This window comes from Chryseobacterium sp. UF-81, from assembly GCF_058245105.1.
In genome coordinates, this window is record NZ_JBSIBX010000017.1 from 20,812 (window position 1) to 47,029 (window position 26,218).

The following is a 26,218-nucleotide window of genomic DNA, read 5'->3' on the forward strand; positions in this document are numbered from 1 at the left end:
TACTCACTTAAAAATGAGTAAGGCAAAAATAATTCACAAAATTAACAATGTAATGCATATTATATTTCATCCCATAAAAACTGTCTTATCATAAATCTTAACAAAAAAAACCGCCCGAAGGCGGTTTTTGATATGAATGTTAAAATATATCTTTAGTTGATATCCCAGAATATTTTTGTGGTTAGCTTGTCACCACCGATTGCAGCACTTGCAGCTGCATAATTACTACCATTAGTAGTTGCCTCCGCAGCAGGGTACTGAAGTCTTACAGGAACTTTTCCTTCTGCATTTGGAATTGCAGTTGAAGGAGCTACTAATTGAGGATAATCTAATCTTCTGTAAAAATTCCAAGAAGTTACTGCCTGATTATACATTGCAACCCAAGCCTGCTCACCAATAGATTTCTTCCAGTTTGCAGCATTGTATGGATGTGCAGCAATATAAGCAGCAGCATCTGATGCTAATCCCCAATCATTAAAAGATGATGTAATTGCCGTTAAATATAATGCAGCAGGACTTCCTCCTATGCCCCACCTTGCAGCAGCTTCAGCACGATAAAAAGATACTTCCGTATAGCTTAAAATTATCCCCGGTGTTGTGGCTGTATATGCAAATTCTCCAGCGTTTGAAAAGTCTGCAAATTCTCCAGGCGTTCCGATAACCTGTCCAATATAATCACCGTCAACATCTGTATAATATGCACTGATTCTTGGATCGTTATTAGTATTCATATAATCTACCAAAGTTTTTCCAGCAATGAAATCATCTCTTGAACCAGTTTCTTGGAACATAGGATTTTCATTAGGAGAAGCACCAAGATACTGGAATTGGCAGTTTTCTTGTGATGACATAATTACACCACCAGTTATAGCCTTGTTTACAGTTGTTTGAGCTAAGCTTGGATTAACATCAGCTAAAGTAATACCTAATTTTAGAAGTAATGAGTTTCCAAATTTTCTCCAATTAGTTATGTTGGATTCTTTTTTACCTGTAGCTGGATTAAGTTCACCATAATAAATATCTCCATTTTCAGTAAATCCTTTGGAACTGTTTGATAGATTATTTAAATCTATCTCCAATTTAGAAATTAAAGATGAATAAATATCAGAAGCTTTATCATATTTTGGAAGTGGATAAACATCTATATTTAATGCCTGACTATAAGGTATATCGCCATAAGTATCTACTAAAACCTGATATGTATAGATTTTCATCATATCAATTATAGCCAGCTGATTTTTCTTTTTACCTGGCCATGAAGCTATTTCTGAAGGAGTCGGCGCGTAAGCATTAATTATTCTTTCAGCCTGATCTAAATTTTTAAGTACGTTAACATAATTGTCAGTCCAAACATTATTAGATACATTTCTATTTGTAAAATCATAATTACTTTCATTTACATAAATAGTTTCTGTCCAGTACTGCATAGTGAGCCTAAAGTTGTTTTCATTCACACTAGGCGTATTCATATAATCACTAAGCTCTTTTTGTGCATAAGTAAGCAAGGATTCCTGAGTTGTATTATAAAATGCATGCTCATCCAAATTGACGTCATCAGTTGTTGTACATCCGACAAACAAAAGAGCTAATATTGATGTTATTATATATTTTTTCATGTTCTTTTAGAAATTAATTTTTACATTAAATGAAATGTTTCTAGTAGCTGGCATTGGCCCAGATTGATATCCCTGAAGGTTTCCAGAGGAAAGTCCTGCTTCTGGGTCAGAGTAAGGTAAGTTTTTATGCATAATCCATAAGTTGTTGCCAATTAAACTAACGGACATCCCTTGTATGAATTTAGAATTAAAGAATTCTTTATTAAATCTATAAGTTATTGCCACCTCTCTCAGTTTTATGAAACTTGCATCATATACATAAGCTGCCCCAGGAAGATCAGTTCCCAAAACTTGGCTTGATTGTGATCTATCCAATCTGATTGTATTTGGAATATAAGTTCCAGGACTAGTAGGATTTTCCATCACTCCTGGAAGAATTACCCCTCCACCATTGGCTAGAGTATTTCTGATTGGATTTCCTAGATCATTAAATCCTACTGAATCAGGATATATCCCCGTTCCATATCCATAATATTGATCTAAGGAATATACTTTACCACCTTTTCTCCAATCAATTAAGAAGCTTAGGGACAAGTTTTTGTATGTTAATGTATTATTCATACCAGCTGTCCAGTCGGCCTGGAAGCTTCCTTGGTTATATGTAGGAGTGTCTGTTACTAAATATGCCCCATTTTCTCCAACGATACGCTGTCCGTTTGAATCATAAACATAATCTGATGTCCATATTGAACCGTAATCTCCATTAAGAGGAGCATTAATACTGACTCCACCCTGAGATCTACCCATTGTAATATTTTCAATACCAGGAGCAAGCTCTGTAACTTTCGTCCATGGATTAGACCAGTTTACTGTAAAATCCCAAGAGAAATTGGTTGTTTTTATAGGAGTAGCATTAATTGATACTTCAAAACCTTTCGTTGTAAGCTCCCCTGCATTTTGAGTCTTAGCCAAAGCTCCGTTAGCAAAAGATACAGGCAATGGTAAAATCTGGTCATATGCTTTGTTCTGGAACCAAGCAACATCAAAACCTAGACGATTATTAAACATTTTTGTTTCAATACCTAATTCTATATTTTTAAGTCCCTGCGATTTAAGCTCAAAGTTTCTAAGCGTGGTATTGTAAGCATAGATTGGGATATCTCCATATGACGGTTGTGAAAAATATCTATTTAGTAACTGATCAGCTCCTGTATCTGATCCTACTTCTGCATAAGCTGCTCGTATTTTACCAAAATTCAGCCAATTTGCTTTCAATAGATTTGAGAAGACGATACTGGCAGATAATGATGGATACCAGTAAACAGCATCATTTTCAGGAAGAGCAGTAGATTGATCTCTTCTATATGTTCCTTCTAAATAATATGTATTTTTATATCCAAGGGATATCTGACCAAATACTCCATAAACATATTTCGACAAATCTGAAATCAGAGGTCTAACCGGTGCGGAGTTCGAATTCGCAACAGTATAAATTCCTGGAATATAAAGTCCTCCTGATGTTGATTGCTGATTAGAATACGTTTTTTGTACATTAATGTTACCTCCTAATAAGACATTAACATTAAAGTCATCTGTAATATTCTTTTTATATGTACCTATAAAGTCATAGTTGGTCTCAGAGAATTTATATTGGTTAGTAGCATAACCTGAAGGCTGATCAACAGCTCCATTTAACCCAAAATCATTTCCAATATATGATCCTACAGCTTTTCGGTCTTCAGTAATCATAGTGTATCCATCTCTTCCCATTCTTACTAAAAAGTTAAGATCTTTTGTTACATCATAATTTAAACTGAAGTTTCCTGCAAATCTGTCTCTTGAGTCATTCTGATAGTTTTCATATCTTTGAAAATATGGGTTATCCCAGAATGCCGGTGTCAGATCTGTCATACTCTTCATATTCCATGTATAATTCTTTTTATAAGCATTATAGAGATATTGCAAATCCTTAATATCTACGTTTGTAGCCCACCATTGTCTGAAATTGGTCATTATATTATCGTTATAACCAGTAGTATTTCGACCAACTGTTTTTTGAGTAATATAATTTGCATATAAATTAGCAGTTAATTTATCTGTTAATTTATATGATGCATTTCCACTGAAGTTATTTTTAATTAATGAACTGTTCGGCATGATATCCGATGCGTCAGTATTCGTGTAACTTAATCGATAAGTTGACTGATCATTTCCCCCATTGAAGGATAAACTATTTACATAATTTGTTCCTGTATTAAAGAATTTAATCGGTCCATTTTTTGCCATCTGCCATGGTGTCCTTTGCCCTTGAGTTGGAGAACCTGGAATAAATGCCCCATACTGCCATACCATTGAACCATCATAAGGTGAACCATATGAAGCATCATTTCCAAAAGCTACCCTAGGGCTTCCCTGGTACAATGTGCTACTAAAACTTTTTCCTGTATACCCTTGCCCATATTGCGTCTGATATTCAGGAAATGTTGATTTATCTATCGTAGACATAGTAATAGAAGTGGAAAACTCCATTCCTATACCTTCCTTATTTTTCTTTCCTCTTTTTGTGGTAATAATTATAGCACCATTTTGTGCTCTAGAGCCATATAAAGCAGTTGCTGCTGCCCCCTTAAGAACATTAAGAGTCTCTATATCATTAGGATTAATATCAGATACGGAACTTCCATAGTCATAGCCACCACCACCAGTAGCTTGGTTTGCCGTATTAATATTTTTATTCATAATAGGTACACCATCTACTACAAAGAGTGCCTGGTTATCTCCTAATATGGTTTTATATCCTCTTGTAACAACATTAATAGAGCCTCCAAAGTTTGTACTCTGCTTAATTTCTAAACCAGCTACTTTACCTGATAGGTTATTTAAGAAGTTAGTAGTAGGGTTTTTGTTAACAGCCTCTCCTTTTACTTCCTGGGTTGCATACCCGAGAGATCTTTTCTCTCTCTTAATTCCGAGTGCAGTTACTACTACTCCCTCAATTTCTTTTGTTTTTACAGTATCATTCTTCTGCTGAGCGTTAGCAATGGCAACAGATGAAGACAATACCAAAACAAGTAGACTTGTTGTTAGTTTCTTCATATCAAATTTTAATTTTGTATCCTCTACAAATTTGTAAAACTTTCTTAAAAATACAAAACAAAATCTTAAAAAAATATCAAATATTCACTTATTTACAAAATAAGAATTATAAATATTGTTAAATTAAGTTAAAAACAAAATAATTAACAATAACAAATCATTTTATCAATATTTTTTTTTAGAAAAACACAAATGATTTTAATTGATAATTTCTATACAAAATATTAATGCAATTTCAATATAACAATCTGATTATCAAATAAATTAATTACATTCCAATGATAAAATGGTATTTATTCAGCCAACAATACAATGCAGCGCATACAATATTTTTTTTATTTAATTTGAGCCATTAACTACTGTTTTGGAAATAACTGCAATCAGAAACAACAAAATATAAAATCTGATGCGGAAATTTAAACAGAATACCATATTCCTTAATAAGGGTAAATTCTGAATATTATTATTAATGCTACAATAAATACATCCATTTTAAATGCATTTTTAGTAATTTTACACACTTATGACATGGTAAAAACTTATGGGCTTATTACAAAAATGGACGGATCTCTACATCGAAGCTGGATGTGATGAAGTGGGAAGGGGATGTCTCAGTGGTCCTGTGGTTGCAGCAGCCGTTATTTTGGATGACAGCTTTAAGCCAAATTTGGTTAATGATTCAAAGAAGCTGACATTCAAAACGAGGATGGAACTGGACAGTTATATTAAGGACAATGTAAAAAATTACGCCATAGCAGAACTACCTCCGTCTTTTATCGATGAACATAATATCCTTAATGCGAGTATTCATGCTATGCATTGTGCATTAGACCAATTAACAATAATTCCGGAGTTAATTTTAGTAGACGGAAATAAATTCCATCCTTATAATTACATTCCTCATCAGTGCATTGTACAAGGAGATGCAAAAGTTCTCTCTATTGCAGCAGCCTCTATTCTTGCCAAAAACTACAGGGATCAATTGATGATTGAACTCCACGAAGAATTTCCACAATATAACTGGAACACCAACTTTGGATATGCCACGAAAGCCCATCAGCAGGCTTTAATAAAATATGGTCCGACAAAACACCACCGAAGATCATTCAGACTGGAATATGATTAAGATATAAAAAAAGAGAAGCAATTTGCTTCTCTTTTTTAAAATAGATTATTTATTTTATTTCTTTTTTTTCTGCTGCTCCTGAATTTTCTGTTGATCCTGAGCTTTCTCCATCATCTCTCTCATTTTCTTCTGGAACTTGCCTTCAGATTTTGGTTTCTCTTTATTTGCCTGTATCTGTGCATGAATTTTCTTTTCATCCAGTATCCAGTACTTAATAACCAGAATAATAAGAATATTGATCGCATTGGATACAAAATAATACCATGAAAGACCTGATGCCGAGGTATTTAGGAAGAAAAGGAATGTAATAGGGAAAATATACATCAACACTTTCATATTCGGCATTCCTTCCTGCTGAGGCTGTTGCATATTTCCTGAAGTCATTACCGTATAAATCAAGATCACAATTGTACATGCCAAAGCAAAAACACTTAAATGGTCTCCCAGGAAAGGTACTTTAAACGGAAGCTTGATCAGATCATCGTAGGCCGTTAAATCCTTTGCAAACCAGAACCCCTTCCCTCTAAGATCGATAAAGTTCGGGAAGAAACGGAATAAGGCATAGAAAATAGGAATTTGCACCAATGCAGGGAGACATCCCGCCATCTGGTTCACTCCTGCCTTTCGGTAGATTTCCATAGTAGCCTGCTGCTTTTTCATTGGATCAGCGTCTTTCAGCTTGGCATTTACTTCATCAATCTCAGGGCGGATCACTTTCATCATCGCACTCAACTTATGCTGCTTATACATAATGGGTGATAAGATCAGCTTTACAATGATCGTCATTAAGAAGATTACCCAACCTGCTGTCAATCCCCAACTTGCAATAAAATTATACATTGGCATGAAGAACCCACGGTTCATCCATCCAATGAAAGACCATCCTAATGGTAAAATTTCGTCAAAGTTTTTATCATATGATTTTAACAGAGGTAAATCAAGCGGCATAAAATACCACGTAAAGTCCTGGTTAAGCTCGCTTCCTGTCATCTGTACGAATCCTTCAAAATTAAGTTTCTTCAGATATTCGCCTTCTTCAATAGTTTCCTGATTTCCCTTGCTCTGCGTGAAACCGCTTTTAGCTTCAATTACGGAGGAGAAGAACTGCTGTTTTACACCAATCCAGTTAAGAGTTTCCTTTTCTTCCTCCATTGTTGTTCTTCCATCATAATCATAATCTTTATAATTATTGAAAGCATAAGAGAATTCTGAGTGGGACTGTTCCTGTGCTCTACCCTTTTCCAGGTTTCTTACACTGTAATCCCAGATAAAATCTGCTTTGTTATCAGCAGTAATAGCAGCAAGTCCTTTCGTTCTTACTTTAAAATCAAGTGTATATTTTGGAAGCAATGTATAAACAAACTGAATAACAGCATTGTTGTAATTAGCCGTCATCGTTACAGTATTTCCATTAACAGCAGGTGTAAAAACCAAGTCTTTAGTATTGATTACTTTTCCTGTTTTGTCTTTAAACTGAAAACCGTAGTTCGAATTTTTTTTGTCGATCAGATAAAGAGGAAGATCCGCCTTATCCGTTTTATGATCATATGCTTTATATTCCGAAAGCTGCACTTTAGAAACCTGTCCTCCTAAGCTTGAGAACTCCACATTCAGTTCTTTGTTTTTCAAACTGGCTGTCTGGATAGCACCAGGAGTTACATTTGGATTGATATTGCTTGCCTGAGTCTGTTTTACAGCATTTTTCACCTGCTCGACTTTCTGCTCCTGAGCTTTTATCTGCTCTTCTTTCGACTGTTTGTTCTGGAAATAGAACATGAATCCGAAAAGAACCAAACATAAAACCGCAAAACTGATCATTTGACTTTTATCGATTCCTTTGTTTTCTTGCATTTTATTTTTATATTAAAATTTTAAATTTAATCAAGCATCACCATATGCTGCTTTTTGAGCTGACAAAAATACTGTTTTTTTATCAAAACTCTATGCATTACCATGTTACTATATAATAAACTCAAGCTGAGAATAATCAGCCTGAGTTTATTTTAAGACGTTTATGGTAAATAATTACCTTATTTCTTTTCGCAAGCCTTGATGAAAGCCCTGAACAGAGGGTGCGGCGTTGCTACTGTACTTTTGTATTCAGGGTGATACTGCACTCCTACATAGAACGGATGATCAGGAAGCTCAAGAGCCTCTACCAGACCCGTTTCCGGATTGGTACCTGTCGCCAGGAACCCGTTCTTTTCAAATTCCTGAAGATAATCACTGTTAAATTCATAACGGTGACGGTGTCTTTCTGTAATATTTTTAGTTCCGTAGATATCATATAGTCTGGAACCATTCTTCAATGAGCATTTCCAAGCTCCCAGACGCATTGTACCTCCTTTGTCTACGATATTTTTCTGCTCTTCCATGATAGAAATTACAGGATCCGGTGTGGAAGTGTCAAATTCCATTGAATTCGACTTGGTGTGGCCAAGAACATTTCTTGCAAATTCAATCGTCATGATCTGCATTCCCAGACAAATTCCCAACATCGGAACTTTATTTTCTCTTGCATATTGAGCTGTAAGCACTTTTCCTTCGATTCCTCTATCGCCAAAACCTGGAGCAATGAGGATTCCGTCCACACTATTTAAAATCTCTTTAATATTTTCAGCGGTGATATCTCCACTGTATACCCATCTTACTTTCACTTCAGTTTCAAGACTTGCCCCTGCATGTTTAAAAGCTTCGGCAATAGAAATATAAGAATCCTGCAGAGAAATATATTTTCCTACCAAAGCAATTTCTACAGTTCTTTTAGGGTTTTTGAATTTTTTAAGGAAAGTCTTCCAATCTTTCAGATCAGCTTCTTTATCATTTTTCAGGTCCAGTTCTTTTAAAACTACATCATCAAAATTTTGTTTCTGAAGATACATTGGAACTTCATAGATTGTTTCAAGATCCTTACATTCAATGACGTTATCCAGAGACACATTACAGAACTGAGCCAGTTTCGCTCTCTGATCTTTTGGAATATTATGTTCTGTTCTGCAAACCAAAACATCAGCCATTATTCCGCTTTCCATCAATTGACGAACGGAATGCTGTGAAGGTTTTGTTTTCAATTCACCGCTTGAAGCCAGATAAGGCAACAGAGTAAGATGAATCACCATAGAATTTTTCTCACCAAGCTCCCATTTCAGCTGACGTACAGTTTCAATGTACGGAAGGGATTCAATATCCCCTACAGTTCCTCCGATCTCAGTAATGATGATATCGTAGTTCTGCTTGGAAAGCATTTTAATTCTTCTTTTTATCTCGTTGGTGATATGAGGAATTACCTGAACCGTTTTTCCCAAGAAGTCTCCTTTTCTTTCTTTTTCAATAACTGTTTGGTAAATTTTCCCTGTAGTAACGTTGTTGTTTTGGGAAGTAGGAGCATCCAGATAACGCTCGTAGTGACCTAAATCCAGATCTGTTTCTGCACCATCTTCGGTTACATAGCATTCTCCGTGTTCATATGGATTCAGTGTTCCGGGGTCGATGTTGATATAAGGATCCAGTTTTTGGATTGTTACGCTAAAACCGCGTGATTTTAACAAAAGCCCCAGAGAAGCAGACACGATTCCTTTTCCCAAAGATGAAGTTACACCTCCTGTCACAAAGATGTACTTTGTATTCTTTTTACTCATTAGATTAGGTTTGTGCAAAGTTATGGGAAAAAGAGATACAAAGCAATTTTTTAAGTTTTGAAAACCGAAAATCCTCTTGTATCGTTTATAAATTCTGCTTAAAAATTCATCTGTTTTTCATAAATGCAGTGACAAAATTCTATGATTTCGGTAGACAAATTAGAACCAAAATTCCGGAAGATTCTTTCTCACCCGGTTTTATTGTTCAGTATGTGAGAAAAAAAAAATTAATCATAATAAAAAAAGGCTTTCCAACCATTTGAAAAACCTTTTTAAATTCAATTATTTATAAAATTATTGTTTTGTTAACTCAAAATATAAACTTACTTCCACATCTTTAGCTACTCCTGCACCGGTTGGATCATACTTAATTCCATAATCTAAACGGTTAACTGTGAATTTTGTCTGAAAGCCCATTACTTCTTTTCCCTGCTGGTTTTTGGTGACTCCTCCAAATGTTACCGGAACACTTATTTCTTTCACAGTTTCCTTGATTTTCAGGGTTCCTTTCACAATGTATGAATTATTTTTATCCTTGGTAATAGAAGTGCTGTGAAAGCTCATTGCCGGGTATTTATCCACATCAAAAAAATCAGCGCTTTTAAGATGCTTGTCTCTCATTTCTACTCCTGTGTTAATAGAGTTCACCTCTACTCCAAAATCGAAAACGGCATTATCTAAATTAGCACCTTCACTCGTTACTCTTCCTTTGAAAGAATCAAAACGTCCCTGTACAAAGCTAATCCCCATATGTTTGATATTAAAGTTTACCGAAGAGTGCATAGGATCTACTGCCCATTCGGTTTGTGCGAAGCCCATAACACTTAACAGTGTGAAAACGAAAGATAAAAATACTTTTTTCATAATATTACTTTTTATATAATATTTTCAAAGATAAGCTATATTATTAAAATAAATATTGCTCTATCGCAATCATTTTTATCATAAAAAGGATTTATTATATCAATCTCCATTTACAATAGTATTCATCCAAATGTTAATATCTTCATCGGAAGGAATCTTGAGTTTTTTACGGAGATTATATTTACGGTTCTGAACCGTACGGTAAGAAATAAAGGCAAATTCTGCAATATCTTTGGTAGAGAAATTAAGAAACAGTAAAGCGCAGAATTTTAATTCGCTGGCCTGCAGTTGGGGAGAGATCTGTTGCAGTTTATTTATAAATTCGGGATATATTTCTATAAACCGTGTCAGAAACTCAGGATTGTTTTCTTTGGCAAGCTGAACAATTTCTTCAAAAGAAACGTTTATTTTTCTTTCCAATTGTCTGGTTTCTTCTTCTTTTAACTGCAATACCTTATCTTTTTCTGATAATTCTGCTTCTTTTTTATTTTTATATTTCTGGTTGTTTGTATAACCGATATAGAATAATGCAAGGATTAATATAAAAATGATCCCTCCTATCCAGTATGTTTTGCTCAGCAGATGTTTGTTTTCCACTTTTTCATCATTCAGAATATTATTAATTATAAAATCTGTTGATCGGGCTTTTTCTATTTCTATACTGTCCTTCATTTTTATAGTCCTTACCAAATATTCTTTCTCCTTTTCTGCATTCTGCATTGCAGCATAAACTTCGGTAATGCTTTCGTATAGATAAATAATATCAGCTTTGGGATTAATACTTCTTTCAGCTTTTATGGCTTCAAAATTAAGTTCCAATGCCTTATTATATTCTTTCTTTTCAAGGGCTAGCTTGCCCAATGCGTTCAAAAAAAATAACCTTGATCTCGATGAACACTTATAAAAATTTTGTATTTCTATTGATCGATTAATATAAAACTCCGCCGAATCTGTATTTTTTTCCTTAAGAAAATTTAACCCGATACTGGCATTTGTTATACTTAAATCATAGCAATATTCTTGCTTGCTTTTTTGATCCATCTTCCTGTATCCCTCTAAAGCTTTTCTGTAGTAGTAATTGCTGGAGTCTATATTATTCATTTCATCATACACCCCCCCTATATTCAAATAGGCCATATATACATATTTATATCCTTCTCTTTCATGGCTTTTCTGAGCCAATATTATTTCCTGATGAAACTCAGCAAGGGCTCTGTCGTATAATCCCGATGTAAAATAGTTGCCCCCTATCACATTTCTCAATCTTGCCCTCATCTCATAATCTTCTTCAGCAACATATTTTTCAGCAAGTTCAGCATAATGCAAGCTTTCTTTGATCATTCCAAACTCATACAGGATACAGGATATATCCCAATAACCAACAGACAAACCTTTGAAATAATTATTTTTTTCTGCCAGCTTTACAGCCTGCCGGGCTATTTTTAATGCGGGGATGAATTGATCTGCATAATATAAGCTATCGGAAATAGCCAGCATCCGGTCAATTTTTTCCCTTTCCGGTCTGCTCTGCCCAAAAGAGAAAAATGAGATCAGTAAAAAAAACAAAAACTTAACCGATTTCATTTTTAAAAACTATAATATAAAATTACTAAAATTCCCCGATAAAATCATTTTTCTAATGATATTGACATTTTTTAATTGATAATTTTAAAATTCTGCAGCAAATTTTTTCTTCCACTCAGCGATGGTATTTCTACTGAGTTTAAAATGCATAGCCAGTTGTGTATTATTTAATTTAAGCTTTTCCTGATAATTCAGGATTTCCCTAATTGATTCCTTATCATAAGACTTATGCTGCTGGTTGAAAACTAAATCTTCTTTTCTTAATTGATTGAAAATAATGCTTTCCAGCTTTATCACATCCAAAATGGTCATACAATCTTTAGAGAGAATGTTTTCGCATTTTGTTTTTTTTTCAGGATATTTTTTATTTAAAATATCAGTATAAATAAGTTTGTAATCCGGTATTACTTTTCGTACTTGCTTATCCATTTATATAAAGTGGTTTTAGGAATTCTGTATTTTTTAATAACTTCATTTCTTGTCATTTCGCCGGACTTGATCTGTTCCAAAATAAAATCAATGATTTCTTTGGTATAGATATTTTTACGAAACTGCGGAAGAGAGGTTTTACTCTTTTCTTTTACCGAATAAGGAGCATACAAAATCAAATGTTGGGAGTATATCCTGAAAAAATCATATTCCAACAGCTTGCTCCATCGCAAAAGCAGCTCAGAATCTATATTTTTTGCCTGATACATTTCTTCTATTTCATCTTCCTGGCGCTTAAAGAAATTGCAAATGCGGGATATTTCTATCCCATGTTCTATAACTTTTTGATTAATCATAGAGCCTATATAAATATCCTTGAATTGCATATTTTATGAATTAACATTGATTATTATTATTAAATTGAATTATATTGTTTTTCTCTTTTCCCCATTCGCCTGTATGCTCGTTTCCAGTTTAATATTTTTTCTTCAAGCTCTTTTATTTTTTATTAAGCAATCATATGAAGATAGAGTTTCTCTATTTTTCCATATTGATAATGAAAAAAGTCGATAGCAGGAAAAAGGTATGGTATCATTCCTGTAGTACAGGCAGACAGAAGTAGTAGAAGTCAGCGATAATCTTGGATGGAAGTGCATTACTAAGTAGAACCATCCTGATTAAGTTTTGTAACATAATCCAAGATTCGGCATGGGCAAAAAAATTAGAGTATTTCGACATTCAGAGGAATTATAATGGCAATGGCAGAATAATTTTTTAATTTGTTCAAATTCTATCCATTCCGGGCGGAGTATCCAGATTAAACATTATTTTGATGCGTTTTCTGATATTCCTTTCGTCAGATAAGTGTTCTTTATAAATTTACTCTAATTATCAAAATAATATTGGCTTTTAAATTTGCATCAGTTGTGTGTTTTTGCTTTCTAAGAAAGCCAATATTATTTTAGAAAATTATTTTCGCTTAAGTTAATTTAATGCAATAATAGTAATTCGCGCTTTAAAAGCCTGAGCATCTGAAGCAAGAGCACCTACATATGTGGATGCTATAGGATCAGTATTAAAACTAGTGGTATTCACCCAGCTTTTGGCCTGTAGCTTTATGGTATGGGTTCCTGCAGGAAAATTGCTGATTACTTTTTGGGCTGTGGAATAATTTCCAAGCCTGACCAATACAGATGGGGCATCTGCACCGGAATAATAACTTGAAATAGTTTTAACACCATCTACAATAAGATCGATACTTCCCTGAGCAGGAGCTCCTGCATTAGTCGGTAGAGGAAGAGCGCTATAAGTGATGAGTGCAGTTGTATTTCCAGTTGTGGTAAAAGTCATAGTGGCTCCGTTAATATCTGCAGTAACACCCGAGGCTATAGTTTGCGGAGTTGTGCCAATGGCTTCTTTTATCAACTGTATAGATCCCGCTGCTGGCGGAATAGTTTTAAAAACACCAGTAGCATCAGCTACCACAAGCCTGTCTGTGGAAGCACCTGTATTTGTGTTAATATTACGGACACGCATATTTCCCGTAGCGATGTCTAATGTTTCCGTGGGGGTCGTCGTATTAATACCCACATTGCCTGTTTGAGCGAAAGAAACTGCAGCAAAAATCAAAGCAGCAGCTGTAAAAATCTTTTTTTTCATCCTTTTGTTTTTAAGATTAATGTTATTTCAAAAAATTTTATATAATTCTTAAATTATTCACTGTACTAATCCCTACTTATTAAAACCGAGTGTGTTTTTCTGTTTTTAAATTTCTTCAACAAATAGATAAAAAAACCATCAAAAAAAACAAAAAAGGAGTACTCATCAGATACTCAATCCTAATTAAACGAATGTAAATATCTAATTATCAATTGTATAAAAAATCCAATAATACATTCACCTCTCAAACAAATAATAAGAGATGCTTCACAAAAAGTATAAAGTGGGTATTGATTTTATTGATTTAATCCGGACATCCAGACATTAATATCCTGATCGGAAGGAATATCCAGTTTTTTACGGATACGGTTTTTTCGGATCCTCACAGCCCCGGGTTGCACAAAGGTGTAGGTCGCTATTTCTTTAGTGGAGAAATTAAGAAAAAGTAATGCACAGAATTTCAGCTCACTGTTTACGAGTCCCGGGTTTATTTTTAAGAGCTTATCACAAAATTCCGGATATACTTCACGGAACTTGCCAAAAAATGCAGGATCATTATTTTTAGCAAGCTGTACTACCTCATCATAGGCTACGTTTACTTTTTGTTCAAGATCTGAGATTTTTATTTTTCCTTCTTTCTTTTTCCTTTTGTAAAATATAAATCCTATACTTCCTAAAATCAATGCAGTAACAGACATCATACTAATTATATAGTATAGCTTTTCTTTTGAAGATTGATTCTGCTGTTCCTGCTCTTCTAAGAAATGGGTTACTGAAACATCCAGTACCTGCTTCTGTTTTTGGCTCAGGCTGTCATTCAAAACGGTATAACGGGCAAGATATTCTGTTGCTTTATCAGGCTGTTTCAAGCTGTCATAAGCATTAGAAATTATCTTATACAATGCACATACATCTTCTTTCCTTCTAATCTGGTCATAAACTTCGAGAGACTGTTGATAGCATTCTAAGGCTTTATCATATTGCTTCTTTGCATAATAAAAATTCCCCATCCCCCAAAGAACAGATCCTTTCTGGTACTTAAGATCCGGCTGCCTGCTGGCTTTGTCCCATGCATTTTTAATATAATATTCTGCAGAATCAAGTTTTTTGTTGCTTATATACCAAAAAGATATTTTACCGGCATCTATAGGATTAGGATTTATTGCATAGCCTTTATGAAGATAGTAAAGAACAGAATCCGGAAATTTAGCTACTACACTGTTGGTAGCTTTGTAACTATAAGCATAATTAAGTCCATAATTCGGAGTAGCTTTTATTTTACGTCCATAGTAAATTGCTTTGTCAAGATATTGGTTAGCTTTTTCATAAAAACCTAATACTTCATAATTTCTGCTATACTCTACATACAGTTCAGCCAATAATATATTATCATTTTTTAAGCAATCATTTTTTTCTGCCAGTGTGAGAAACCGTAAACTTTCTCTATTATTACTCAATAAAAATAATGCATTGGCAATCCTGATATAGCCTCTCGTAATTCCTCTGTCATAGTATATTTTTTCTGATTCTTTAATTGTTTGCTGATTTAACAGAATAAATTTTTGATATTCTCCCTTATCTCTTAACGAAAGTATAGCATCATTTTGCAAGCTGTCTATTTGTTTTTCAGTATAATTCTGGGCATAAACATTAAAGAAAAGATTAATACAAAAGATTAAAAAAAATCTTTTTGAAAAAGTAGAAATATTCATCATTCATGTTAATTATTGATTTAACTATGCATCCAGACATTAATATCCTGGTCAGAAAGGATATTTAATTTTTTCCGGATACGGATTTTTCGCATTCTTACAGCCCCGGGTTGTACAAAGGTGTAGGTCGCTATTTCTTTAGTGGAGAAATTAAGAAAAAGTAATGCACAGAATTTCAGCTCGCTGTTTACGAGCCCCGGGTTTATTTTTAAGAGCTTATCACAAAATTCCGGATATACTTCACGGAATTTGCCAAAAAATGCGGGATCATTATTTTTAGCAAGCCGTACTACCTCATCATACGCTACACTTACTTTTTGTTCAAGATGAGATATTTTTACTTTTTGCTCTTTCTTTCTCCTTTTATAAAACTTAAAACCTAAAAAGCCTAATATAAGCCCAACAACACTTATACTACCAATAACATAATACAGTTTCTGTTGTGAAGAACTGTTTTTTTGTTCCTGCTCGTTCAAAAAATCTTCCACGGAAATATTAAGGACCTGTTTTTGTGTGGTATTGAGACTATCGTTCAAAACAGTATATTTTGTCAGATATTCTTTAGATTTCTCCGGTTGTTGAAGGCTGTAATAGGTAACAGACATCTTCTGGTAAAGTGTCCGCATATCTTCTTTTCTGTCCATCTGCCGATAAATTTCAAAAGACTGCTGATAATATTCCAGGGCCTTTTCGAATTGTTTTTTCCGGAAATAAATATCAGCAAACCCCCACAGAGCCGCTGCTTTATGGTATTTCAGATCAGGATTGACAACTATTTTCTGCCAGGCTTCTTGTATATAAAATTCCGCCGAGTCTATATTATTCAATTCCAGATATTTCTGTGATATATTGACGGCTGTTGAAGGAACTGGTTCTGCTTTATAGGCTTTATGTAAATAGTATAGTGCCGAATCGGGACGTTTCTTAATCTTTGTACTTAACGCCTTCCAACAATATACATATCCCAGACTGTTATTTTTTAAAGAATCTTTGTCATTTATTTTTTTAGCATACTGTATAGCTTTATCAAAGCTTTCATCGGCTTCTGTATAAAAACCTACTTGGTCGTATATTTTGCCATACTCTACATATAATGCATCTAAAAGACGATAATCATGTTGTAAATATTCTTGCTTTTCAGCCAATTTCAGAAAGCGTAAGCTTTCCTTATAGTTTCCCAATAAAAATAAAGCATTGGCTATATTAATATATCCTTTGGTTACCCCTTTTGCATGATTGATTTTTTCCGACTCCCGGATCAGCTGCTGATTCAACAAGATCAGTTTTTGGTATTCTCCATTTTCTCTTAGGGCAAGACTTCCATAAGCCTGTATGCTGTCTATCTGTTTTTCATTACGGTGCTGCGAATAGCCACAGGAAAACAGACTTATACAAAAGCTGGCCAAAAAAAATTGTAAGGCATTAGAAATATTCATCGTTGTGTTTTTATAAAATAGTTTATAAATACTCAGAAAATGCTGCATGTAATATATCTGTCTCTCTAAAAGTTCCAACGGAAGTCTTCCTAATAAAGATACGGTTTTTACAGCACTCAATGAAATTCAATAACTACAAGTGCAAAAGTATAATTGTTTTGGTACTGAACGCAGAGATATATCAACTTTTACGTCTATTTTATTCGCATACAAAATACTGATTATCAACTAAAAACAGCAGATGTTATATATATGTAACGTTATTTTTTTTCATGTAATATGAATGTGTCTTTATAATTGATGATGAATTGCATTTCTTGTAATTACTTTGCTCTCAGAAAACAAATGATTTAATTTTAAAAACATTAAAAGATGAAAAAATTATTTTTTACAGCTATCTGTATTATTTCATGTTCGATACTTTCAGCTCAAGTAGGAATCAATACAAGTACTCCAAATCCAGATGCGGTATTGGATGTTGTATCTGCCAACAAAGGATTTTTACCTCCTCGTATCGCATTGACCTCTACTATCTCATCCTCTCCATTAAGTGTACATGTAGCCGGAATGGTTGTCTATAATACACTTACTACAGGAGATGTTATACCTGCCTTATATTATAATGATGGTACGAAATGGATATTACTGGGTAATCCCGGAGGCTCTGGTGTCAATATTTATAATTCGGATGGTACTTTAACCGGTAACAGAACTGTAATACAAGCATCCAATACACTGGCCTTCACAGGCAACCAGACCAATGGTTTTTCTGTGGACGGAACAACATTCTCTGTAGATGCCGCTAATGACAGAGTCGGTATTGGTACAACTACACCGCAAGCCACTTTAGATGTGGTTGGGAAACCTACTGTTACTACAGCATTTGACGGCATCATTGCTCCCAGAATTACAGGTAATCAATTAAGTCCGAAATTATATACAGCAGCACAAACAGGAGCGATAATTTATGCGACATCAGCCGATACTACTCCATCAGGACAAACAGTAAATGTAACGTCTTCGGGGTATTATTATTTTGACGGTTCGGTGTGGGTAAAATTTAATTCAGGGTTAGGTTCCGGGGTTACAAGCCACACGCTTGTCCGTAGCGGAAACCAGATGACCTCTACAATAACTACTCCCAGCGGGACATTTCAGGGCTCATCTGATATAGTAGCCTATAGTATGAATTTCAACAATGCTACCCGTACACTGACCTTAACAATTAATGGGCAGACAAGCTCAGTAAACATTCCTTAATAAGCCTTTTAATACACTTTAAGGTGGTAATAAACTAGGGAAATACATAAGATTTAATCACAATATGCATTCCCTGTGATCTTCTTGTGTATAAAAAACATTTTAAATTAAACACTGATGAAAAAAAACAATTATTTAGGAAACCTCCTTTCAGGGTTCCTTCTCTTTAGTTCAGTTTTATTCTGGTCTCAGACCGTTGTACGCTACAACCAGGATATAAAGGGAGGTGCTACAATAATCGGTAATTGCTGGTACTATAGTACCAGCAATACAGGCTCACCAAGGTTAACACCGGATATAGATGGAGATGCCACTACTACCTGGTCTACCTCGGCAGATCTGATTCTTCCTGCAGGATCTACCATTGAAAAAGCGTATTTATCTATAGAAAAAGATGACTTTACTAATGATCCACCTGCTTTTACTTCCGTAAAGCTAAAAGTTCCGGGTGCAGCATCCTACACCATATTAACTTCAGGGACCAGTATTGCTAATAGAACTACACTCCCATCCGACTGGCCCACCGGTCAGATGATTTGGGACATCACCCCGATGATGCCTGCCGCCGGATATGTAAGTACAGCAACCGGTGGAGCTGCGGGACGTTATTTTTTGGCTGATCCTCTTCCTGCTCCCTATGATATGGGAGGCTGGTCTATCATTGTCGTCTATAAAAATCCAAATTCAAAATTCAGAAACGTTACAGTAGCCGATAATTGGCAATATTTCACTAATACAAGCATCAGCACAACAATTCCGGGAATAAAAGTTCCGCCCGTTGGCACTGTAAAAGCTGTTGTAGGAGTTACAGGAACTTATGGAGACAGAGGGTTTTCAGATTTCTTAAATTTTGGGAAGACTGCTACTGCATTAACTGCACTTAAAGACCCTATGACAGGTGCTGCCAATGACGCCTTAAACAGTTCGATTGCCTGGGGCAGCAATAATAATGTGCTTGCTGATGGTGTAGCCGTTCCCGTAGGCAATTATGTCAGACGTAATCCTATTAGTGCAGGACACCTATATGGTGCTTCTGAATCCTATGATTATGATGCAGATATTTTTGATGCGACAGGAATTTTAGCTCCTTCAGCTACTCCTATCAGTGTAACCCTTCAACAACAGGGCACAAATGCAGATATATTGATCAGTGGTTCTTATTTTGTTTCTGTTGATATAGCCGTACCTCCATTGCTTACAAAAACAGTATCTCCGGTTACCATTAGTGACGGTGGTACCAGTACTTATACGTGGACGGTAACCAATACTGCACCGGATGCAATTCCTCAGACCATTGCTTTTACGGATAATCTGCCAAGCAATATAATAGTTGCGGCTATTCCTAACGCCAGTATTACGGGGGGAACAGGAGGTACAATTACTGCTGGCGCAGGTTCCGGAACGGTTACTATTGCTAATTTACAATTAGCTCCGGGACAAAGTGCAACTATAAAAGTAGACATTACCAATGTACCCGGACAGGTTAATCCAGTATGTACAGGTCAGCCTGCCTTTACAAACAGTGCTTCAAATATTACCGTTCCTGCCTCATCACCAGTTCTGGATACTTCAGGTATGGTTCCCCAGTGTCTAGCAGTAACATATACGGATACAGACGGAGATGGTGTTCCTGACACTAATGATTTGGACGATGATAACGATGGTATTTTAGATACCGCAGAAGGTTATTGTGCTTCCCAGTCGGTGTATACTTTAAATATGGCTTCTACGCTTGCCGGAGCTACGTTTGGTGCCAACGGCGGAACTTTTAATTTAGTGTATAGTCTTACCTCCGGTACTGCTGTTGCGTCATTAGGAAATAATTTTAACGTTCCTTTTACCTATTCTGATTTTAATAATTCTGTCAATCTTCAGAATCACACCTGGGAGTCATTTGGCAGTAACGCCACCACTTTTTCGATTGTTCCTACTACTGTGCCTTTATACACGGGACTGCCCGGCAATAATAGCACTACTGAGAATGCCAGCGGAGCTTCACCAAGTACACCTGATGGCTGGTTTAGGTATCTGCTTAGTACCAACAGAATAACCCAATTAGGAACTTTTACCACAACCATAGGGAATTTACCGGCTGTTACAGGTTTATCTTCATACAGTAGTAATACTCCATTAAATTTATTTTCAAGCTTTAATGCGACTCTTCCAGCAACAGCATTACCTAACGGTTATTATGCCAAAATGCAGCTTCAAAACACGGTAAATCCTGCAGCTGGAGCTACTACATTGCCCTTAGCTGTAAATTATGGTACCGCGTATACTTGGGATTATACTGCATTTACAAGTACTGCCGGCTCAGGAGCCCTTAATGCCGGAAGAGGTCTCATAAGTATTTCGCAGAATACAATTACTTTTTGTAATCATAGAGATACAGACGGAGATGGAACTCCGGATTATTTAGATCCGGACAGTGATAACGACGGTTGTCCTGATGCACTTGAAGGCTCTGAAAATGTTACCGCTTCACAGATATACCCTTTATCGGATTCTGTTCATCCGGGACAGATAAAAGTAAAAGCAGACGGGATAACTACCAGTACTCCTTCTGGAATAATCAGTACATTACCAGCAGCTAACGGAGTGCCGGAACTGGTAAATAATGCAGCCAATAACTCATCAGGAATTGCCGGAATAGCTGATAATACAGATGGTTCTGCAGATATAGGACAAGGCACAGGAGATTCCGGGAACGCTTCCATAAGCTCGGGATGTTTCTGCTATAAGCCTGCAGTAATGGCCGGAACCGTATTGGACGCTAAATCTGGTATAACAGCACTCGGCAGAGCCGGAGCAGACAACGGCAACTGGCCAGTGGTTCGTAAAGGAGCCTGGACGGCACTGGAAGCCAAAACCAAAGGATTTGTCGTGAACAGGATTCCTACCACAGCCCAGGTGAATGCCATTGCCACTCCTGTGGAAGGAATGATGGTGTATGATGAGGAAGCTGACTGCTTAAAAATTTATACCACCACAAATAACGGAACTTCATTCAGCTGGCAGTGTTTCAATACACAGACCTGTCCGGATTATTAGTAACCCTCTCAACTCATAATATTCTCAAAATGAAAAAAATATTCATCTCAATAATGGCTGTTATTTCTATTTGTGTTTCTTCACAGGTGGCAATAGGCAAAAGTTCAGTGACCAATTCTTCCGTTTCACTGGAGTTCGGAGCAGAAAACCGGGGACTTTTGTTACCCTGGGTAACTTCTGCAGCAGGAGTAACAGGAGCTGTAGATGGTACAATGATTTATGATATCACCGATAAAAAGATCAAATACCGCAAAAACGGAGCCTGGTTTGACCTGAGTGTAGACGCTACAGGAAATGTGGATACCACACTGCAGGATCCGCTTGTTGAAAAAGCCTCTGCTAAAACCGCAATAGGAACCAATGCTGCCACAGATCTCACTCCGGGTGTTTTAGTATTGACAGATATTAACAAAGCAATGATCCTTCCAAAAGTGGACAGTCCCCATGTCAATATCATCAGTCCTTCTGCAGGGATGGTTGTTTATGATAATGTAAAGCATCAGCTGGCTGTTTTCAACGGAACAGTATGGTCCTTCTGGAAACCTTAATGACACTATTCCCAATTATTAACTTATAAAAAATATCATGATGAAAAATATAGTATTTACGGCTTTACTCATATTACCATTTGCTGTTTATTCGCAAACGGGAAATGTGGGAATTAATACAACAACACCCACTGAAACATTAGATGTAGCTACAGGAAATGTTCGTGTCCGTACTATCAATAGTAACATGGGTGCCACAACAGACAAAGTTGTAGTTGCCGATGCTGCCGGTGTTTTAAAAACGATCGCAGCCGCAGCAGGATCTATACAATTAATAAAAGAAGCTATTGGTACAACCCCGCAAACTATCGCACAAAATGTCACTGCTGATATTAACGGAGCCACCCTCACCTTTACGACGACTGGTACTACGACAGCATTGATAACATATAGTGCTCTTCCCTTACCTAATGCTGCTACAGCTCCTGTTCAGGGAAGTATTGATTTGATCGTGGATGGTGTAAAAACGATTTCAAGTTATTACTCAGCTTCAGATGCGCCATCCGGCCTGGTAAGACTTGGAAATTATTCTACGACACAAAAAGTAATAAGCAATTTCCCTGCAGGAACCCATACCATAAAGTTGCAGGCCAAAAGCTGGGTGAATACAACCAGTTTTAATACCGATCCCATCGCATCCGGATACGGAGGGGCAACTGCTTCGGATGCACAGGCTTTTAAAGCGAGAATTAGTGTAATAGCATTGAATTAATCACAAAATCCAACTCTAAAGATTTGAAATAATATTGTTTCTGTACCAGTCCTTCAGAAGAAGCACAAATCTAAAATAAGAAGCAATATTATTCAGATCTTTTTTCTACCATCCATATGAATGCCAACCTAACAGAAATAAATATCGGGCAATACATTGAAATAAGAATCAATGAATTAGAGATACCCATGGAAAGAATATGCAGTTTTCTGAAAAAAGAAGAACATGAGATCCTGAAAATGTATACTGCTCCATCTTTGGATTCGGACATACTGCTTCGTTGGTCAAAATTGTTAAAATATGATTTTTTCAGGCTCTATAGCCAGCATTTGATTTTATATGCTCCTCCTTCCTCAGGAAAAAGGATATTGGAAAATACCTCTGTCTTACCGGAGTTTAGAAAAGGTATCTACACAAAAGAAGTAATCAATTTTATTATCAGTTTAATAAAAACAAAAGAAAAAACCAGGCAGGAAATCATTAATGAATATAAAATTCCCAAAACCACATTATACAAATGGATCAGCAAATACAAAATAGAAAATTAAGGCAACCTGACTACAAAAAAATCTATCTGGATATGATCTTAAAAAGATATCCTCAAAAAAAAGAAAGATGCAAAAATATTCTATCAAAAGATTGTCTCAGTGTTCTCGATGTAATCATGCTGGAAAATATAATTTTCGGGCATACCGGAAAGGAAGATGCGTCATTCAATCAGAAGCATAAATCTTACGATAAAGATGCAGTTTATAAAATATTAGAATATCAAAGAATCAATATGCTTAATAATACGCAAGTGTCCAATCATTTTAAAATCAGCCGAAATACCATTGCAAAATGGAAAAAAATTTATACCGGGAATTTTTCAACACATTAACAGAGGAACCAGTTCAATTCCTATAGTTAAGCATCAATTAAATAAAAGAACAACCGATATGAAGGCTGCGTTATTGAAGTCTTTTTTAAATAATATTTGTATGAATGTAAACCTGACTGAAAGAAATATTGGAGAATGGAGTCTCCGATTATTTGCCCATTTTAAAATGAGCAGAAATACAATTGCAGAGTATAAAAAAATATACACCATTATTACAGACAGGTATTTTGCATAGTATTTCCGGTAATAGCACAGAGCCGTAATGAAAAGATACATTAATATTTTCTGTAAATTGCAGTTCGAAAAAATTGTATACAAACTGTGGCTAAACTGAAAACAGCATATTTCTGTCAAAACTGCGGAACTCAATATTCCCAATGGATGGGACAGTGCAAAAACTGCGGAGAATGGAATACCCTTGTGGAGGAAGTTGTAGAGAAAACCTCATCCAAGACTCCCCCATTTTCAAAATCAAAACAGCACGTCATCAACATTATTGAAGTTGAGACCAGCGAAGAACCGCGAATAAAAACACCTTCTGAGGAGCTGAACCGTGTTCTTGGCGGAGGCATCGTGCTGGGTTCTGTCACACTGATCGGTGGAGAGCCCGGAATCGGAAAATCTACCCTTCTTCTTCAGCTGGCACTCAAGATGAAGAAAAAGATCTTTTATGTTTCCGGGGAGGAAAGTGCTTCACAGATTAAGATGAGGGCGGACAGGCTGACAGATGTTCAGAATCCGAACTGTTTTCTTTTTACAGAAACTTCACTGGAAAAGATCCTCCACGAAGCCAAAAAACTGGAACCGGATTTCATGATCATCGATTCTATCCAAACTTTGCAGTCTCAGTTAATTGAAAGTTCACCCGGAACCGTTTCTCAGATCAGGGAATGTTCGAACGAAATTATAAAATTTGCAAAAGAGAACAATACTCCCGTATTTCTTGTAGGCCATATCACGAAAGACGGTCAGATAGCCGGACCCAAAGTACTGGAACATATGGTAGATGTGGTATTAAATTTCGACGGTGACAGAAACCATCTTTTCAGACTTCTCAGAGCCAATAAAAACCGTTTCGGATCTACCTCCGAGATCGGTATCTATGAAATGGTTTCCCAGGGATTAAAAGAAATCAGGAATCCTTCTGAAATCCTTATTACCAAGAAATTTGAAGAGCTTTCCGGCAATTCCGTAGCAGTAACTCTGGAAGGAAACCGCCCCATGCTTCTGGAGATCCAGGCATTAGTAAGTACAGCTGTTTACGGGACTCCACAGAGAAGCTCTACCGGATTTGACGCAAAAAGGCTGAATATGCTTCTGGCTGTTCTGGAAAAGCGCGCAGGATTCCAGCTTGGCGCTAAGGATGTCTTTTTAAATATTACCGGAGGTATAAAAACAGATGACCCGGCATTAGATCTTGCAGTGGTAGCTTCCATCCTCTCCTCTAACGACGATATTGCTATTTCCGAACATTACTGTTTTGCAGGAGAAATCGGACTAAGTGGTGAAATCCGCCCAATAGCGCAGGTTGAACAGAGAATTACTGAAGCAGAAAAATTAGGCTACGAAAAAATATTTGTATCAAACCTTAATAAAATACCGAAAAGAAAATTTGGAATTAAAATCGAGGAAGTGAGTAAAATTGAGGATTTCCACGAAAGACTTTTTTAAGGAAACATTATTCAGACTCGAAAACTTAACATTGTTATAAAATAATAACAATGTGATGTATTATTTTATATATTTAGAAAACATAAAAACATACAAATTATGAGTAAAAAAACAGGTTTGATTCTAGGGATTCTTGCCACCATTTTATTGGGCACTTTTCTCTATAGTAAATTTTGCTGTCATTGCGCAGACAAAGAAACCACTTCCGGTATTGTTGCCAATACAGGAAATGGAATGATTCTAAAAGGCTCTTCTATGGATTACCAATGCGAAGAAAATTTTAATTTCAAAGAAAACGATTTACAATACATTGCACCAGTTGATGCATGTGTAGATGCGGGAATTGAAAAATTGAAAGCCGATTTCGAAAAAAATCCCAACCAAAAATTATTGATCACAGGATATTGTACTTCTGCTGAGAAAAAATCTGTACTGTTTCCAAATCTTGGATTTGACAGAGCCAATCAGGTAAAAAATTATTTGATCTCCAAAGGTATTTCTTCAGAAAAATTAGACATTAATGGCGAAGTGAAAGATCTCATCCCGAAAGATGGAACTTTCTATGGACCAATAAACTACACCCTTTCTGACGTTAATGCAAATGCTCCTGCAGAAGATTTTGGAAAACTAAAAGAAGAGATCAATGCAAGCCCTTTAATTTTGTATTTCGAAACCAACCAATCTGAAATTAATTTGACGGATGAAGAAAAACAAAAAGTGGCAAAAATTGTACGGTATATAGACCATGTAAAAGATGCAAAAATTGCAATTACAGGACATACCGACAATGTTGGAAACACCAATAAAAATATTCAGCTTTCCAAAGAAAGAGCAGATTTTGCAGCAAAATATTTGGGTTCTAACGGCGTTTCCGCAGAAAAAATAACAACCTCAGGAAAAGGTCCAAATGAACCAATTGCAGACAATACAACTGCAGAAGGAAAAGCAAAAAACAGAAGAACAGTTGTTCAAATTCAATAATATAAACTTAATAAA

The 26,218-nt window shown here is 35.8% G+C and carries 21 protein-coding genes; 10 read left to right on the forward strand and 11 right to left on the reverse strand.

The genetic code is table 11. The features are described from left to right. Positions 1-152: 152 nt before the first annotated feature. Entirely contained in the window at positions 153-1,616 is a 1,464-nt protein-coding gene (locus AC4IFE_RS19165; protein ID WP_490758722.1) for a SusD/RagB family nutrient-binding outer membrane lipoprotein, read from the reverse strand. A 6-nt stretch (positions 1,617-1,622) separates the two neighbouring features. Further along, a complete protein-coding gene (locus tag AC4IFE_RS19170) occupies positions 1,623-4,652 on the reverse strand; it encodes a SusC/RagA family TonB-linked outer membrane protein (RefSeq protein ID WP_490758723.1) in 3,030 nt (1,009 codons plus the stop codon). Positions 4,653-5,193: 541 nt separating this feature from the next. On the opposite strand from AC4IFE_RS19170, the gene rnhB reads away from it, so the two are divergent. Beyond that, entirely contained in the window at positions 5,194-5,778 is a 585-nt protein-coding gene (rnhB, locus tag AC4IFE_RS19175) for a ribonuclease HII (RefSeq protein ID WP_490758724.1), read from the forward strand. A gap of 54 nt (positions 5,779-5,832) precedes the next feature. On the opposite strand, the gene yidC is transcribed toward rnhB, so the two are convergent. The 9 genes from yidC to AC4IFE_RS19220 form a co-directional block, all read right to left on the reverse strand. Further along, positions 5,833-7,629, reverse strand: coding sequence for a membrane protein insertase YidC (yidC, locus tag AC4IFE_RS19180; protein WP_490758725.1), 1,797 nt, complete (start codon positions 7,627-7,629; stop codon positions 5,833-5,835). 179 nt (positions 7,630-7,808) lie between these two features. Beyond that, entirely contained in the window at positions 7,809-9,416 is a 1,608-nt protein-coding gene (pyrG, locus tag AC4IFE_RS19185; protein ID WP_490758726.1) for a CTP synthase, read from the reverse strand. 294 nt (positions 9,417-9,710) lie between these two features. Then, a complete protein-coding gene (locus AC4IFE_RS19190) occupies positions 9,711-10,280 on the reverse strand; it encodes a YceI family protein (RefSeq protein WP_490758727.1) in 570 nt (189 codons plus the stop codon). A 99-nt stretch (positions 10,281-10,379) separates the two neighbouring features. Then, a complete protein-coding gene (locus AC4IFE_RS19195) occupies positions 10,380-11,864 on the reverse strand; it encodes a tetratricopeptide repeat protein (protein WP_490758728.1) in 1,485 nt (494 codons plus the stop codon). A gap of 84 nt (positions 11,865-11,948) precedes the next feature. After that, positions 11,949-12,293 (reverse strand): helix-turn-helix domain-containing protein, encoded by a 345-nt coding sequence (locus AC4IFE_RS19200; RefSeq protein ID WP_490758729.1) that lies wholly within the window; start codon positions 12,291-12,293, stop codon positions 11,949-11,951. Continuing rightward, the gene (locus AC4IFE_RS19205; protein ID WP_490758730.1) at positions 12,269-12,679 is read right to left on the reverse strand and encodes a transposase; all 411 of its coding nucleotides are present in this window, start codon (positions 12,677-12,679) and stop codon (positions 12,269-12,271) included. Before AC4IFE_RS19205 ends, AC4IFE_RS19200 begins: the two co-directional genes overlap by 25 nt. 598 nt (positions 12,680-13,277) lie before the next feature. Further along, positions 13,278-13,952: a hypothetical protein gene (locus AC4IFE_RS19210; RefSeq protein ID WP_490758731.1), complete on the reverse strand. Its 675-nt coding sequence runs from the start codon at positions 13,950-13,952 to the stop codon at positions 13,278-13,280. A 296-nt stretch (positions 13,953-14,248) separates the two neighbouring features. Next, positions 14,249-15,667 (reverse strand): tetratricopeptide repeat protein, encoded by a 1,419-nt coding sequence (locus AC4IFE_RS19215; protein ID WP_490758732.1) that lies wholly within the window; start codon positions 15,665-15,667, stop codon positions 14,249-14,251. A gap of 17 nt (positions 15,668-15,684) precedes the next feature. Beyond that, the gene (locus tag AC4IFE_RS19220; protein WP_490758733.1) at positions 15,685-17,100 is read right to left on the reverse strand and encodes a tetratricopeptide repeat protein; all 1,416 of its coding nucleotides are present in this window, start codon (positions 17,098-17,100) and stop codon (positions 15,685-15,687) included. Positions 17,101-17,472: 372 nt separating this feature from the next. On the opposite strand from AC4IFE_RS19220, the gene AC4IFE_RS19225 reads away from it, so the two are divergent. From AC4IFE_RS19225 to AC4IFE_RS19265, 9 genes are all read left to right on the forward strand, one after another. After that, positions 17,473-18,360, forward strand: coding sequence for a phage tail-like protein (locus AC4IFE_RS19225; protein WP_490758734.1), 888 nt, complete (start codon positions 17,473-17,475; stop codon positions 18,358-18,360). 117 nt (positions 18,361-18,477) lie between these two features. Beyond that, complete coding sequence (locus AC4IFE_RS19230) at positions 18,478-21,411, forward strand: DUF7933 domain-containing protein (RefSeq protein ID WP_490758735.1); 2,934 nt, start codon at positions 18,478-18,480, stop codon at positions 21,409-21,411. 29 nt (positions 21,412-21,440) lie between these two features. Beyond that, positions 21,441-21,959 carry a phage tail-like protein gene (locus tag AC4IFE_RS19235; protein WP_490758736.1) on the forward strand — a complete coding sequence of 173 codons (519 nt, stop codon included), beginning with the start codon at positions 21,441-21,443 and terminating at the stop codon, positions 21,957-21,959. Positions 21,960-21,999: 40 nt separating this feature from the next. Then, the gene (locus AC4IFE_RS19240; protein ID WP_490758737.1) at positions 22,000-22,671 is read left to right on the forward strand and encodes a hypothetical protein; all 672 of its coding nucleotides are present in this window, start codon (positions 22,000-22,002) and stop codon (positions 22,669-22,671) included. Between the two features lie 116 nt (positions 22,672-22,787). Then, positions 22,788-23,219 carry a transposase gene (locus AC4IFE_RS19245; RefSeq protein WP_490758738.1) on the forward strand — a complete coding sequence of 144 codons (432 nt, stop codon included), beginning with the start codon at positions 22,788-22,790 and terminating at the stop codon, positions 23,217-23,219. Positions 23,220-23,251: 32 nt separating this feature from the next. After that, positions 23,252-23,551 (forward strand): helix-turn-helix domain-containing protein, encoded by a 300-nt coding sequence (locus AC4IFE_RS19250; protein ID WP_490758739.1) that lies wholly within the window; start codon positions 23,252-23,254, stop codon positions 23,549-23,551. A gap of 100 nt (positions 23,552-23,651) precedes the next feature. Further along, the gene (locus tag AC4IFE_RS19255) at positions 23,652-23,786 is read left to right on the forward strand and encodes a hypothetical protein (RefSeq protein ID WP_490758740.1); all 135 of its coding nucleotides are present in this window, start codon (positions 23,652-23,654) and stop codon (positions 23,784-23,786) included. Between the two features lie 86 nt (positions 23,787-23,872). Beyond that, entirely contained in the window at positions 23,873-25,222 is a 1,350-nt protein-coding gene (gene radA / locus AC4IFE_RS19260; RefSeq protein ID WP_490758741.1) for a DNA repair protein RadA, read from the forward strand. Between the two features lie 99 nt (positions 25,223-25,321). After that, complete coding sequence (locus AC4IFE_RS19265) at positions 25,322-26,203, forward strand: OmpA family protein (protein WP_490758742.1); 882 nt, start codon at positions 25,322-25,324, stop codon at positions 26,201-26,203. The last annotated feature ends 15 nt before the right edge of the window (positions 26,204-26,218 follow it).